This window comes from Cupriavidus sp. 22TCCZM01-5 (genome assembly GCF_057798915.1).
Genome location: NZ_JBYOJR010000005.1, coordinates 65,506 through 77,855, shown reverse-complemented (window position 1 = coordinate 77,855; position 12,350 = coordinate 65,506). Strand labels below are relative to the sequence as shown.

Sequence of the window (12,350 nt, the reverse complement as noted above, 5' to 3'; positions counted from 1 at the left end):
ATGTCCGAACGACTCATCATGCTGGACGTACCCGGCGTACTGTATTCCGACCGGTCCCAGGCCCGGCTCGGCGGGGTTCCCGATTCGGGCACCTTGCGCGATGTCCACTTCTTCGACCCCATCGCGCTCGGCTATATCCGCCGGCTCTTCGGCCTGGCCGGGGCACGCGTGGTGGTGTCGGACGCCTGGCGGCGCGGCACACCGGCAGCCATCTTCCAACAGCTCGACCTGCAAGTGGAAGGCATGACGCCGCCTGTAGCAGGCGGCCACGGCGCGGAGATTGCCGCTTACTTTGACAGCCGGCCCATGCCGTCCTCGTATGTGATCGTGTCCTGCGCACCGGCAGCGTCGATGACCGAAGCGCAGCGTGAACACCTGGTCAGCGTCGATCCGGCCGAGGGTCTCACCGTCGCGAACTTCCGGCAGGCGCTGGATATTCTTGGTGTGGCCTGCCCATCCACGCTGATGCCCCCTCCGCGGCTCGACGCCGGCCTCCGGGCCAAGCTGGCCCAGCTGCAGCGGCTTGCGCGCGAAGAGCCGGCACGCTTCGATACGCCTGCGGAATCGGCTGCCGCCGTGGCACTGCACGCCTGAGCCGAGTCAACCGCACCAGGTACCAGGGGCGCCATGGCGCCCCTTTCCTTTGTCTTGGCCCACAGCGCGCCGTCAGCGCGCCCGCAGCAGCGTGGACTTGCCGAACAGGCTTTCCAGGAAGTCCACCACAAGTCTTGCCGTTTCATTGCGCACATCGCAGGCCGGATTGAGTTCCATCACGTCCAGCGACGACAGCCTGCCCGTGTCGGCGATCATCTCCATGCAGAGCTGGGTCTCGCGATAGGTCGGCCCGCCCAGGACCGTCGTGCCGACGCCCGGCGCTATGGCGGAGTCGATGAAATCCACGTCGAAGCTCACATGCAGGTGGGTGTCGTCGTCCACGCCGGTCAGCGCCTGCTCCATGGTCTGGCGCATGCCGTACTCATCGATATAGCGCATATCGAACACCTTCAAGCCAAGCGCATGCAGTCTCAGCTTCTCCTGCGCATCGACGCTGCGGATGCCGACCTGGCGGATTTCCTGCGGCAACACTGCCGGAGTCTGGCCGCTGAGCATGGTCAGCTGCACGGGACCGTCGCCGCACAGACAGGCCACCGGCATGCCGTGCATGTTGCCGGTCGGCGTGCTGGATCCAATATTCGCGTCGGCATGCGCATCGAGCCAGAGCACCACAAGCTTCCGGCCAGCCAGGCGGCAGTGCCGGGCCACTGCGCTTACCGACCCGACCGCCAGGCAGTGGTCGCCGCCCAGCAGAACTGGCATCCTGCCCGCTTCGAGAATGCGCGTGCTGGTGTCGAATACGGCCCGGCTCCATGCCACCACCTCGTCGAGATGGCGCATGCCCTGCACGGGCGGCGCCAGCGGATTGACCGGCCCCGCGATATTTCCGGCATCACGCACATCCGACTGCATCCTGACGAGAGCCGGAACAATGTCCGCAATGCGCAGCGCCTCCGGACCCATGGTGCAGCCCCTGGTGCTTGCCCCGACATCCGTCGGCGCTCCAAACAGCGTAATCGGCTTCATAGGGGCCTCCTGTGCCGGGCATTGATGACCAAGCCTTACGGAAAAATGTCGTCGTCGTGATCGCGGTCGTCCCGGTCGCCGCCTCTCGCCTGCTTTCCCTCGTCGCCATTGTTGCGACGGTCATGCTTGTCACCGTTGATGGGATCCAGCACGCGGTGCAGCCGAGTTTCCAGCCGCCCCCCCATCCATAGCAGCGCCATGCCAAGCACGAGCGCCAGGCCGCCAACCACGTAGTAGCCCGCGCCCGCCGCCGCGCCCAGGATGGCTGCCAGCCAGATTGCCGCCGCCGTGGTCAGCCCCTGCGGGCGCTGGTGCACGCCATGGCGGGCGATCACGCCCACGCCCAGGAAGCCGATGCCCGTCAGCAGTCCCTGCAGCACGCGCGAGACAGCATCCATCGGATGTCCGGACTGCGTCACCAGACATACCGCCGTTGCCGCCCCCAGAGATACCAGTCCCAGTGTGCGCATGCCGGCGGCCTTGCCGCGCAGGTTGCGGTCCAGGCCAATCACTGCGCCCGCCAGCAAGCCGCAGAACAGGCGCAGGAAGATTTCGAAGCTGATGGTTTCCATATGTGTTCTTGTGGCCAATCCGACGCCGGAGGATCCGACGCAAGCTTACCTCAGCCAACGGGGCATGGTGGCCAAATGCCCTTATCATGGCGGCTCGCCCCCGGCCCTCAGCGGCCCGGCCTGTAACGCCTCACCCTACGCTGCCATGCCTCATCTCGTCATCGAAATCACCGAAAACACGCGCCTCAACTGTTCGCCCGAAGAACTGCTCGACGAGGCCAACGCCGCGCTGCTGGCGTCCGGCGAATTCGGCGAGCCCGATATCAAGTCACGCTGCATCACGCTGTCCACGTTCCGCCAGGGCGTGCAGGCCGCCGAGCGCGCCTTCGTGCATGCACGCCTGTCCATCCTGGATGGCCGCGAACTCGCGGTCAGGCGTGCGCTGGGCCAGGCCGTCTGCGATGTCATTGCCGAGGCCGTTCGCCCTGCCACCGCCGAAGGACAGAGCGTGCAGATCAGCGTCGAAGTGTGCGAAATGGAGCGTGCCAGCTACGCCAAGCAGATCGTCGGCGGCTGACGCCGTACCGTGCCCCGGGGCATGGCGCACAAAAAAGAAAGCCCGCGGCCATCCCTGGCAGCGGGCAGGGCTTCCGGGAAGACACCGGTAGCCGGTTGCCATGGGGAGCGCCCCCGCACCCATGACGTTTTGGATTCTAGACGGCCGACCCGGCCTCCCGTTTGACCTTGGTTAAGTCCAGGCGAGTCAGGGGGAACGCCGTAGCATCGCCCGGACCTGTCCCGCGGCCTGCAGTGCCCGGCCGCTCCAATAAAAAAGGAGCCGACTGGCGGCTCCTTCTTCATGCGGATCGACTGGCCGATCAGGCTGCAGCGTCCTTCAGCTTCTTCAGCGGGCGAACCTTCACCTTGACGCTGGCCGGCTTGGCCGGGAACCAACGCTCTTCACCGGTGAACGGATCCTTGCCGAAGCGCTTCTTCTTGGCCGGCACTTGCTGCGCCGTCACCTTCAGCAGGCCCGGCAGCGTGAATTCGCCAGCGCCCTTCTTGTTCAGCGCGCCAACGATGGTGTTTTCCAGGTGGGCCAGCACCGTCTTCACGGCCTTGGCTTCCAGCTGGGTCTGGGCTACCAGGTGAGCGACCAGGCTCGACTTGTTGAAGGTGTCCTTCAGCGGACGCGGGGTCACCGCGGCAGCCGGAGCAGCCTTCTTGGCCGGCGCGGCCTTCTTGGCGGCAGCCTTCACGGGTGCCTTCGTTGCCGCAGCCTTCTTGGCGGCGGGCTTGGTTGCAGTCGTCTTCGCGGTCGGTTTCGCTTTGGTCGCCATATCGATATACGAGAGTTGAAGATTAGAGCCGGCCGTTCGATGGCTTCGCATCGCGTTGCACATACCCCATGCCGGCGCCACTGAATCATAGCGGAAACAACCGTGTGTCAAAGGGTTTTCATGCGTGCAATGGCCAAAACCCCGTGAAAACCCCGGGTTTTGTCGCAGCTTTACCTCAGCAGGAACGCGCAGGAGCCCTACGTCCCCCCACTTTCGCGTTGTCAGGCATCTGCCGCGGGAAGAAAATCGCGGCGGTGCGCATCCCCCGGCGAAGCTCACTACCCCTGTTTTCAGGGACTATTCGCCGAGCCAGGACGCGATCAGCGGACCGGCGGCCATGGTGCCGAGCGCAATCAGCGGCAAGCTCGCATCGGCGCTCGACCACTCGCGCAGCAGTGCCAATGCCGGCGTAGCGGGAACGCGCGGCCTGTCGTGTCAGGACGCCCGTGCGTTCACCGCATCGCGGGTATCCGCCGCCAGCCCGCAGGCGAACGCGGTTTCCGCCACCAGGAACAGCGGGCCGACCAGCAGCCCGACAAGGTCGTCGACAAAGGCGGGCTTGCGGCCTTCATAGTAATGGCCGACGAACTGGATGATCCAGCCGGCAACAAACAGGCCGACACCGGCGGCAAGCCATGCCCCCGTGGGGAGCGCCGCCAGATGCGCGCCCGCATACAGGAACAGAGCCAGGACCATCACCATCGCCAGCCCGAAGCCCGCTGACAGGCGCAGGTAGAACAGGCACGACAGCGCATACACCACCATCGCGGGCGTGAGATGGGCGGCGCCTTCGCCCAGCGGTATGGCGGGCCGCCCCAGCAGCGTGGTGACGGCGAGCACGATCATCGGGATACCGATGAAATGCGTAGCGACGTTGCGGGGATCGCGGTGATAGGCGGCGTAGTTGGCCAGATGTTCGACCAGCGTTTTCATGGGGCGTCTCCTTGTGCGCGGCTCCGGGCGGTTGTGGCACGTGCCTGGCGCTGTCTTGTGGATTTATAGTAGTGGGCGGGTTTCCTGGCGTCTGTCTGATTTTCGACAGTCAGGCAGGCCGCGCAGTACGTATCAACCCGGACAGAACAAGACAGGAGACAACATGGGCATGGCTCAGCCCCCCAGCGGCGGCACGCGCGGCCCGTCAGGCATCCCTCGCGCCACACCCGGCGGCAGACCGGCAACTTCGCGCCCGGACGCTGCGGTCGCACTGCGCGCGAGCCCCTGGTTTTGCCAGTTGCCGCAGGCGCTGCAACAGGCGCTTCTCGAAGATGGTGCCTGGCGCCAGCTGGCCGCCGGGGAAGCCTTGTTTGCCCGCGGCGATGCATTCGACGGCCTGTATTGCGTGGCCGGCGGCACCATGCAGGTCGATGCCGCCGGCGAGTCCGGCAAGGCGGCTCTGCTCGGCCTGCTGGAAGCCGGCGCCTGGTTCGGCGAAATCTGCCTGTTCGACGGCTTGCCGCGCACCCATGACGCGCGCGCCGTGCACGCCGCGCTGTTGTGGCATATCCCGCGCGCGAGCCTGGAACGCAGGCTCGCGCAGCATCCGTCATGGTGGCGCGAGTTCGGCCTGCTGCTCGCGGCGAAGACGCGGATGGTCTTCGACTTTGTCGAGGAAATGCAACTGCTGCCGCCGGCCGCGCGCATTGCCAGACGACTAGCCGCCATCGCACGCGGCTATGGCAACCCGCCTTCCACGGAGGGCGAGACACCCGCCCACCCGCGCGCGGTCCAGACCGTGCGGATTCCGCAGGAACAGCTTGCGCAGATGCTCGGGCTGTCGCGGCAGACCGTCAACCAGGCACTGCGCGAGCTTGAATCGCGTGGCCTGCTGCGCCTGCGGTACGGCAGCGTCGATCTGCTGGACCTTGTCGCGCTCGAAACGCTCAACTGATTACGGTACGCGACATGATCACGCTCGACTCCTCCCGCCTCGATGCCTACCTGGCACGCCTGGGCATCGACGCCCCGCCCTCCCCGACGCTGGAAGCGCTCGACGCGCTGATCGCCGCGCAACTCGCACGCATCCCGTTCGAGAACATCGACCCGCTGCTGGGCCGCCCGGTACGGATCGACGTCGACGCGGTCTTCGACAAGCTCGTTACGCACCGGCGTGGCGGCTATTGCTTCGAGCTCAACACGCTGCTGGCCGCCGCGCTGACGGCACTGGGCTACACGGTGACGCCGCTTGCCGCACGCGTGCGCTGGGGCGTGGCCGATTCGGTCCAGACGCCGGCATCGCACATGCTGCTGCGCGTGGAAGTTGCACATCGCAGCTACCTGGCCGATGTGGGCTTTGGCGGCCCCACGCCTTTCCGGGCGCTGCCAATGTCGGCGCCGGCCGCCTCGTCGTTCCCGTACCGCCTGACCGTGGCGCCGGATAGCGCCATGCCTGGCGCTTTTCATTGCCAGGATCTGGAAGTGCGTGGCGCGCAGGGCTGGCTCAAGGTCTACCGCTTCGACCTGTCGCCGCAGCCGTGGATCGATTTCATCTCCCGCAACTGGTACATCAGCACGCATCCGGAGAGCATTTTCACTCAGCGACTCATGCTCGCCCGTTCCGACGGCGACGTGCGCCTGACCCTTGCCAACGGCGAACTGGCCGAGCGCCGCGCCGACGGCACCTTGCGGCGGCAGACGCTGACTTCGGCCGACGATGTCATCGACGCCGTCGTCAACCGCTTCCAGGTGGAACTGGACGCGGACCTGCGCGACGGCCTCGGGCGAGTGCTGCCCACGCTGCTGCACGCCTGAATCCCGGCGGCTGCCCCGCCGTGCGCCCATGCACGCCGCGCATTGCCCGCAGAAAGAATACTGATATGGCCCCGCTGGCGGCGGCTTGCCTGTGGACTGGGTCAAGGGGCCCAACCATAATGTGCCGGCAGGCCCCAAGTGGCGCTGTCCAACAGAACACAGGCAGGCCCCGCAAGGGCCGCGCCGATATCAGGAGACTCCATGTCATTGTTCGATTTGTCGGGCAAGGTCGCGATCGTGACGGGCTCATCGCGCGGCATCGGCCGCGCCATTGCGGAGCAGATGGCGGTTCAGGGCGCCAAAGTGGTTATCTCGTCGCGCAAGGCCGAAGCCTGCCAGGAGGTGGTCGACGCGATCAACGCGCGCCACGGCGCCGGCACCGCGATTGCCGTCCCGGCCAATATCTCTTCGAAGGACGACCTGCAGCGCCTCGTCGATGAAACCAACCGCACCTTCGGCAAGATCGATGTCCTGGTCTGCAATGCGGCGTCGAACCCGTACTACGGCCCGATGAGCGGCGTGTCCGACGACCAGTTCCGCAAGGTGCTCGACAACAATGTCATCTCGAACCACTGGCTGATCCAGATGGTGGCGCCGCAGATGATCGAGCGCAAGGACGGTTCGATCATCATCGTCTCGTCGATCGGTGGCCTGCGCGGCTCGCCGACCATCGGCGTGTACAACATCTCGAAGGCCGCCGATTTCCAGCTCGCGCGCAACCTCGCCGTGGAGTTTGGCCCGCACAATGTGCGCGTGAACTGCATCGCGCCGGGACTGATCAAGACCGATTTCGCACGCGCGCTGTGGGAAGACCCCGAGCGCTACCAGCAATCGACCCAGGGCGCGCCGCTGCGCCGCATCGGCGAACCGGTCGAGATCGCGGGCGCAGCCGTCTTCCTGGCCTCCGCCGCGAGCACCTTCATGACAGGCCAGGCCATGGTCGTCGACGGCGGCGTCACGATCTGATGCCCTGACGCAAGGCGGCTGCCGCCTTGCGCACTGTTCGCGCTGTTCCCTGCATTTCCTGCGTTTCCTGCATTTCCCTCAAGGATGGCGCGGTGCGCCATCCCCCACCTGCATTGCAGTCCGGGAGGCAGTCATGTCGAGCAAGTTCGAGCCGGCCGGCAACTGGCCAGCCATGTCATTGGCCGAGGCCCACGCCCGCCTCACCGCGCCAGGCGCTCCGTTCGAGACGGAAACGCGCGTCATTCGCGGCATTCCCACCACCGTCTGGAAGAACGCGCCGCCGACGCTGCGCGACCTGTTCCAGGCCACGCAAGCCTTTGGCGCACGTACTTTCGTGGTCTACGAAGACGAGCGCGTCAGCTATGCGGCCTTCCGCCGGGCGGCACTGCATGTCGCGCAGGCACTGGTGCGCGATGGCGTCCGCCAGGGTGACCGCGTGGCGATTGCCATGCGCAACCTGCCCGAGTGGCCCGTGGCCTTCTACGGCGCCTTGCTGGCCGGCGCCATCGTCACGCCGCTGAATGCATGGTGGACGGGGGCCGAGCTCGAATACGGACTGGTCGATTCAGGCAGCCGCGTCGCGATTGTCGACGCCGAACGGCTGGATCGACTCACTGGCCATCTGCCCAGCTGCCCCGCGCTGGAACGCGTCTACGTGTCGCGGGCAAGCGCACTCGGCAACGACCAGAAGATCGTACCGCTCGAAAGCGTGACCGGCCCCACCGCGGCATGGGCAACGCTGCCGGAACTGCCGCTCCCCGACGTGGACATCGCACCAGAGGATGACGCGACGATCTTCTATACGTCCGGCACCACCGGCAAACCCAAGGGGGCGCTGGGCACGCACCGCAATGCCACCAGCGTTGCCGTGGCCAGCCTGTTCAGCCCGCTGCGCAACCTGCTGCGGCGCGGCGAGCCGATTCCCGCGCCGGACCCTGCAGCGCCGCAGAAGGCTGCATTGCTGTCCGTACCGTTCTTCCACGTGACAGGCTGCATGGCCGTGCTGAACAGCGCACTGGCAACGGGCGGCAAGATCGTGCTGATGCACCGCTGGGATGCCTTGCGCGCGCTCGAACTCATCGAGCGTGAGCGTTGCACCACGGCCGGCGGCGTGCCCACCATCGCCTGGCAGCTGCTGGAGCATCCGGAGCGCGGGCGTTTCGATCTTTCGTCGCTGGAGAGTATCAGCTACGGCGGCGCGCCGGCTTCGCCCGAACTCGTGCGCCGCATCGGCGAAACCACGCCGCAGTCGGCGCCGGGCATAGGCTGGGGCATGACGGAAACGTCTGCCACGTTCACGAGCCACAGTGCGGAAGAATACGTGCTGCGGCCGGACAGCAGCGGTCCGGCCCTGCCGATCGGCGAGATGAAGGTCGTGGATGGCCGCGGCCAGGCGCTGCCGCCCGGCGAAGCCGGCGAGCTGATGGTGCGCGGCGCGAATGTGGTTCGCGGCTACTGGAACAAGCCCGAGGCGACCGCGCAGACGTTTGCCGATGGCTGGCTGCGCACTGGCGATATCGCGAGGCTCGATGAAGAGGGCTTCCTCTATATCGTCGATCGCATGAAGGACATGCTGATCCGCGGCGGCGAGAATATCTATTGCATCGAGGTGGAAAGCACGCTCTACGAGCATCCGGCGGTGATGGATGCCGCCCTGGTCGGCATCCCGCACAAGGAGCTGGGCGAGGAACCGGGCGCCGTGGTCAGCCTCAAGCCCGGCATGCAGGCCACCGAAGACGAACTGCGCGGTTTTGTCGCGCAGCGGCTGGCGGCGTTCAAGGTGCCGGTACGGATCATCGTGCTGCCCGACCTGCTGCCGCGCAACGCGAATGGCAAGATCCTGAAGTCAAACCTGCGCAAGCTGTTCGGGCCGGGCACATGACCCGAGCCGGGCGGCCGACCGCTTATTTGACCGGAATGGCGGTGCCGCCCGGCACCGGCACGGCCGTCACACTGTTCTGCGGACTGCCGCTGACAATGCGGTCGGAGTATGTCAGGTAGACCAGCGTATTGCGCTTGCGGTCGACGGCGCGGATCACATGCAAGGTCTTGAACAGGATCGACATGCGTTCCGAGAACACGTCATCCTGTTGCCGCAGGGGCCCCTTGAAGGAGATCGGCCCCACCTGCCGGCACGCGATCGACGCCTCCGGCGGGTCTTCCGCCATGCCCAGCGACCCCTTGATACCGCCTGTACGGGCGCGTGACACGTAGCAGGTCACGCCCTGCACCATCGGGTCGTCATACGCTTCGATGACCACCTTGTCCGAGCCGGTCATGCGGAAATTGGTGTTGACGCTGCCGATTTCCTCGGCCGGCGCCGGGACGCCGGCCACCGCCAGGCAGGCGCCGGCAAGCAGGCAAAGCGTGCGAGCCATGGCCGGTCAGCTCCCCGTCACCTTGATGGCGTCGTGCCGCTTTTCCATTTCCTGGCGCAGTGCGCGGCGCTGCTGGGCCGCGGCAAAGCGCTGGCGCTCGACTTCGTCGCGCGGCTCCAGCGGCGGCACCTCGGCCGGCGCGCCGTTGTCGTCGACCGCCACCATGGTGAAATAGCAGCTGTTGGTGTGGCGCACCAGCTTGCTGCGGATATTCTCGGTCACCACCTTGATGCCGATTTCCATGGAGCTGCGCCCGGTGAAGTTCACCGAGGCCAGGAAGGTCACCAGCTCACCGACGTGGATCGGCTGGCGGAACACCACCTGGTCCACCGACAGCGTGACCACGTAGCGGCCGGCATAGCGGCTCGCGCAGGCATAGGCAACCATATCCAGGTACTTGAGGATGGTGCCGCCGTGCACATTGCCGGAGAAGTTGGCCATGTCCGGCGTCATCAGCACGGTCATGGAAAGCTGGTGGGACTGGTCGTTCATGATGGTGATGCAGGTTGCGGGGGCCGAGGCGCGGCAGTGTAACCCGTAAACCGGTGCGCGGGGGGCGCGCCGGCGTTGCCGCGGCACCGTCTGCGCCACGATATGGCCGCAGCGCCACGCGGGCGGCACCGGACAAACGGCGCACCAATAAAAAAGCGGCCCGACAGGCCGCTCTCTCGCTGATCCGGACGCAGACAGCTTACTTCTTCTTGTTCACGGCGTCCTTGAAACCTTGCCCGGCGGAAAACTTCACGGTCTTCGCGGCCGGAATCTTGATCGTTTCGCCCGTGCGCGGGTTGCGACCCGTGCGCGCGGCGCGTTTGCCCGAGCTGAAGCTGCCAAACCCCACCAGCGTTACCGAATCACCCTTGGCCACTGCCTTCTTGATACTGTCCAGCGCTGCGTTGAGCGCACGCTCGGCTGCGGCGTTGCTCAGTTCTGCTTCCGCGGCGATGGCCGATACCAGTTCACCTTTATTCATGGCTGATTTCCCTTGTTGGTCGTCGTCACCGATGTATCTGCCAGCAGGCATTGCATCGATCGGCGCAGTCTAATCTGCCCTTCGCGCCTTGGGCAATCCCCAGTGGCACCGATGCAACGAAAAAACCCGGAAATCCTTGCTTGAGGCCGGTTAGCGGGAGATTTCACCCTCTATTCCGCCCGTTTTGCCCGCGACATTTCTGCATAGCGCGTAAGCCGGTGGCGCCCACCCGCCGGATGAATTTGGCACCCCGGCGGCGCCCCAACCGCCATTCACCGCTATGGTGCAATGCACCGTCACGGTTCATGCCACACGCCATGTTGCGTCATTATGGCGCGCGCCGACCGGCCCAATGCCCCCGATTTGCGCCAACGGCACCAAAGCCGCCGCCTCACCTTTGGGCCGCCTGAGGGCAATCCAGTGCGATTTCCACCATGACGGTGCAATTAGCACCAGCATGCAGCCAATTCTGGAATGCTTTTTGCATACCCACGCTCCCATTTTGAGCATGAGGAACCTATGGACAATTGGAAGACTGGCACCGACGCCATGTTTATCCTGCTTGGCGCAATCATGGTGCTGGCCATGCACGCCGGCTTCGCCTTCCTGGAACTGGGCACGGTACGCAAGAAAAACCAGGTCAATGCACTGGTGAAGATTCTGGTGGACTTCGCGGTTTCCACCATCGCGTACTTCTTTATCGGCTATACGGTCGCCTATGGCGTGCAATTCATGGCCGGCGCCGACACCCTCGCACAAAAGAGCGGTTATGAGCTGGTCAAGTTCTTTTTCCTGGCGACATTTGCCGCCGCGATTCCCGCGATCATCTCGGGCGGCATTGCCGAACGTTCGCGTTTCAATCCGCAACTGCTGGCGACATTCGTCCTGGTCGGCTTTGTCTACCCGTTCTTCGAGGGCATTGCCTGGAATCAACGCTTTGGCATCCAGGACTGGATCACGAGCCTGACCGGCGCCCCATTCCATGATTTCGCCGGTTCGGTCGTGGTCCACGCGGTAGGCGGCTGGATTGCCCTGCCCGCGGTGCTGCTGCTCGGCGCCCGCCGCGGCCGCTACCAGAAGGATGGCCGCATCAGCGCGCACCCGCCGTCGAACATTCCGTTCCTGGCACTGGGCGCATGGGTACTGGCGGTCGGCTGGTTCGGCTTCAATGTCATGAGCGCCCAGACCGTGGACAAGATCAGCGGCCTGGTCGCCATCAATTCGCTGATGGCCATGGCCGGGGGCACGCTGGCCGCCTGGTGGGCTGGCCGTAACGATCCGGGCTTCGCCTACAACGGCCCGCTGGCAGGCCTGGTCGCCGTCTGCGCCGGGTCCGACCTGATGCACCCGCTCGGCGCGCTGGTCACCGGCGCCGTGGCTGGCGTGCTGTTCGTCCACCTGTTCACGCTCGCGCAGAACAAATGGCACATCGACGATGTACTCGGTGTGTGGCCGCTGCATGGGCTGTGCGGCGCCTGGGGCGGCATTGCGGCCGGCATCTTCGGCTCGCACGCGCTTGGCGGGATCGGCGGCGTATCGCTGGGTGCGCAGCTGATCGGGACCCTGCTCGGCATCGTGATCGCCGTCACGGGTGGCACGATCGTATATGGCACGCTCAAGAAGCTGGTGGGCATCCGCCTCGACGCGGAAGCCGAATACAACGGCGCCGACCTGACCCTGCATCGCATCTCGGCCACGCCCGAACGCGAAACGAACTGGTAAGTCCGCCGCAGGAACGCGCGCGCTCGCGCCGTTCCTGACAATTCTTTTCTTGAACTTCCCCGAACGGCATGGCAATAATTGCCGTGCCCGCCTTCTCGTGCCGCATCAGCGTGCAAGATTTGCCGGACAG

At 65.6% G+C, this 12,350-nt stretch carries 14 protein-coding genes; 7 read left to right on the top strand and 7 right to left on the bottom strand.

The annotated features are described in order from the left end of the window. Entirely contained in the window at positions 1 to 594 is a 594-nt protein-coding gene (locus tag AC3FNH_RS06710) for an HAD domain-containing protein (protein ID WP_276101350.1), read from the top strand. A 72-nt stretch (positions 595 to 666) separates the two neighbouring features. Here the strand turns inward: AC3FNH_RS06710 and rocF are convergent, their stop codons facing one another. Together rocF and AC3FNH_RS06700 are read right to left on the bottom strand one after the other, a co-directional pair. Then, positions 667 to 1,581, bottom strand: a complete 915-nt coding sequence (rocF, locus tag AC3FNH_RS06705) for an arginase (RefSeq protein ID WP_488719462.1) — start codon at positions 1,579 to 1,581, stop codon at positions 667 to 669. 35 nt (positions 1,582 to 1,616) lie between these two features. Next, complete coding sequence (locus AC3FNH_RS06700; RefSeq protein ID WP_276101348.1) at positions 1,617 to 2,153, bottom strand: MgtC/SapB family protein; 537 nt, start codon at positions 2,151 to 2,153, stop codon at positions 1,617 to 1,619. Between the two features lie 145 nt (positions 2,154 to 2,298). Here AC3FNH_RS06700 and AC3FNH_RS06695 point away from each other — a divergent pair, with 145 nt between their 5' ends. Further along, entirely contained in the window at positions 2,299 to 2,670 is a 372-nt protein-coding gene (locus tag AC3FNH_RS06695) for a 5-carboxymethyl-2-hydroxymuconate Delta-isomerase (protein WP_488719461.1), read from the top strand. A 301-nt stretch (positions 2,671 to 2,971) separates the two neighbouring features. Here AC3FNH_RS06695 and AC3FNH_RS06690 read toward each other — a convergent pair whose 3' ends face one another. Together AC3FNH_RS06690 and AC3FNH_RS06685 are read right to left on the bottom strand one after the other, a co-directional pair. Then, on the bottom strand, positions 2,972 to 3,433 hold the full coding sequence (locus AC3FNH_RS06690; RefSeq protein WP_224079482.1) for an HU family DNA-binding protein: 462 nt from the start codon (positions 3,431 to 3,433) through the stop codon (positions 2,972 to 2,974). 435 nt (positions 3,434 to 3,868) lie between these two features. Next, positions 3,869 to 4,366, bottom strand: coding sequence for an Mpo1 family 2-hydroxy fatty acid dioxygenase (locus AC3FNH_RS06685; RefSeq protein WP_276101346.1), 498 nt, complete (start codon positions 4,364 to 4,366; stop codon positions 3,869 to 3,871). Between the two features lie 163 nt (positions 4,367 to 4,529). Here AC3FNH_RS06685 and AC3FNH_RS06680 point away from each other — a divergent pair, with 163 nt between their 5' ends. From AC3FNH_RS06680 to AC3FNH_RS06665, 4 genes are all read left to right on the top strand, one after another. After that, positions 4,530 to 5,321 (top strand): Crp/Fnr family transcriptional regulator, encoded by a 792-nt coding sequence (locus tag AC3FNH_RS06680; RefSeq protein WP_488719460.1) that lies wholly within the window; start codon positions 4,530 to 4,532, stop codon positions 5,319 to 5,321. A 14-nt stretch (positions 5,322 to 5,335) separates the two neighbouring features. Then, the gene (locus tag AC3FNH_RS06675) at positions 5,336 to 6,181 is read left to right on the top strand and encodes an arylamine N-acetyltransferase family protein (protein ID WP_488719459.1); all 846 of its coding nucleotides are present in this window, start codon (positions 5,336 to 5,338) and stop codon (positions 6,179 to 6,181) included. A gap of 201 nt (positions 6,182 to 6,382) precedes the next feature. Next, positions 6,383 to 7,147 (top strand): SDR family oxidoreductase, encoded by a 765-nt coding sequence (locus tag AC3FNH_RS06670; protein ID WP_488719458.1) that lies wholly within the window; start codon positions 6,383 to 6,385, stop codon positions 7,145 to 7,147. A gap of 133 nt (positions 7,148 to 7,280) precedes the next feature. Further along, the gene (locus tag AC3FNH_RS06665) at positions 7,281 to 9,029 is read left to right on the top strand and encodes a class I adenylate-forming enzyme family protein (RefSeq protein WP_488719457.1); all 1,749 of its coding nucleotides are present in this window, start codon (positions 7,281 to 7,283) and stop codon (positions 9,027 to 9,029) included. A gap of 22 nt (positions 9,030 to 9,051) precedes the next feature. Here the strand turns inward: AC3FNH_RS06665 and AC3FNH_RS06660 are convergent, their stop codons facing one another. The 3 genes from AC3FNH_RS06660 to AC3FNH_RS06650 form a co-directional block, all read right to left on the bottom strand. Next, entirely contained in the window at positions 9,052 to 9,525 is a 474-nt protein-coding gene (locus AC3FNH_RS06660; RefSeq protein WP_276101341.1) for a CreA family protein, read from the bottom strand. Between the two features lie 6 nt (positions 9,526 to 9,531). Continuing rightward, positions 9,532 to 10,017: an acyl-CoA thioesterase gene (locus tag AC3FNH_RS06655; protein WP_276101340.1), complete on the bottom strand. Its 486-nt coding sequence runs from the start codon at positions 10,015 to 10,017 to the stop codon at positions 9,532 to 9,534. A 199-nt stretch (positions 10,018 to 10,216) separates the two neighbouring features. Next, positions 10,217 to 10,498, bottom strand: coding sequence for an HU family DNA-binding protein (locus AC3FNH_RS06650; RefSeq protein ID WP_008651272.1), 282 nt, complete (start codon positions 10,496 to 10,498; stop codon positions 10,217 to 10,219). Positions 10,499 to 11,017: 519 nt separating this feature from the next. Here AC3FNH_RS06650 and AC3FNH_RS06645 point away from each other — a divergent pair. Beyond that, a complete protein-coding gene (locus AC3FNH_RS06645; RefSeq protein ID WP_276101339.1) occupies positions 11,018 to 12,220 on the top strand; it encodes an ammonium transporter in 1,203 nt (400 codons plus the stop codon). Positions 12,221 to 12,350 lie beyond the last annotated feature (130 nt).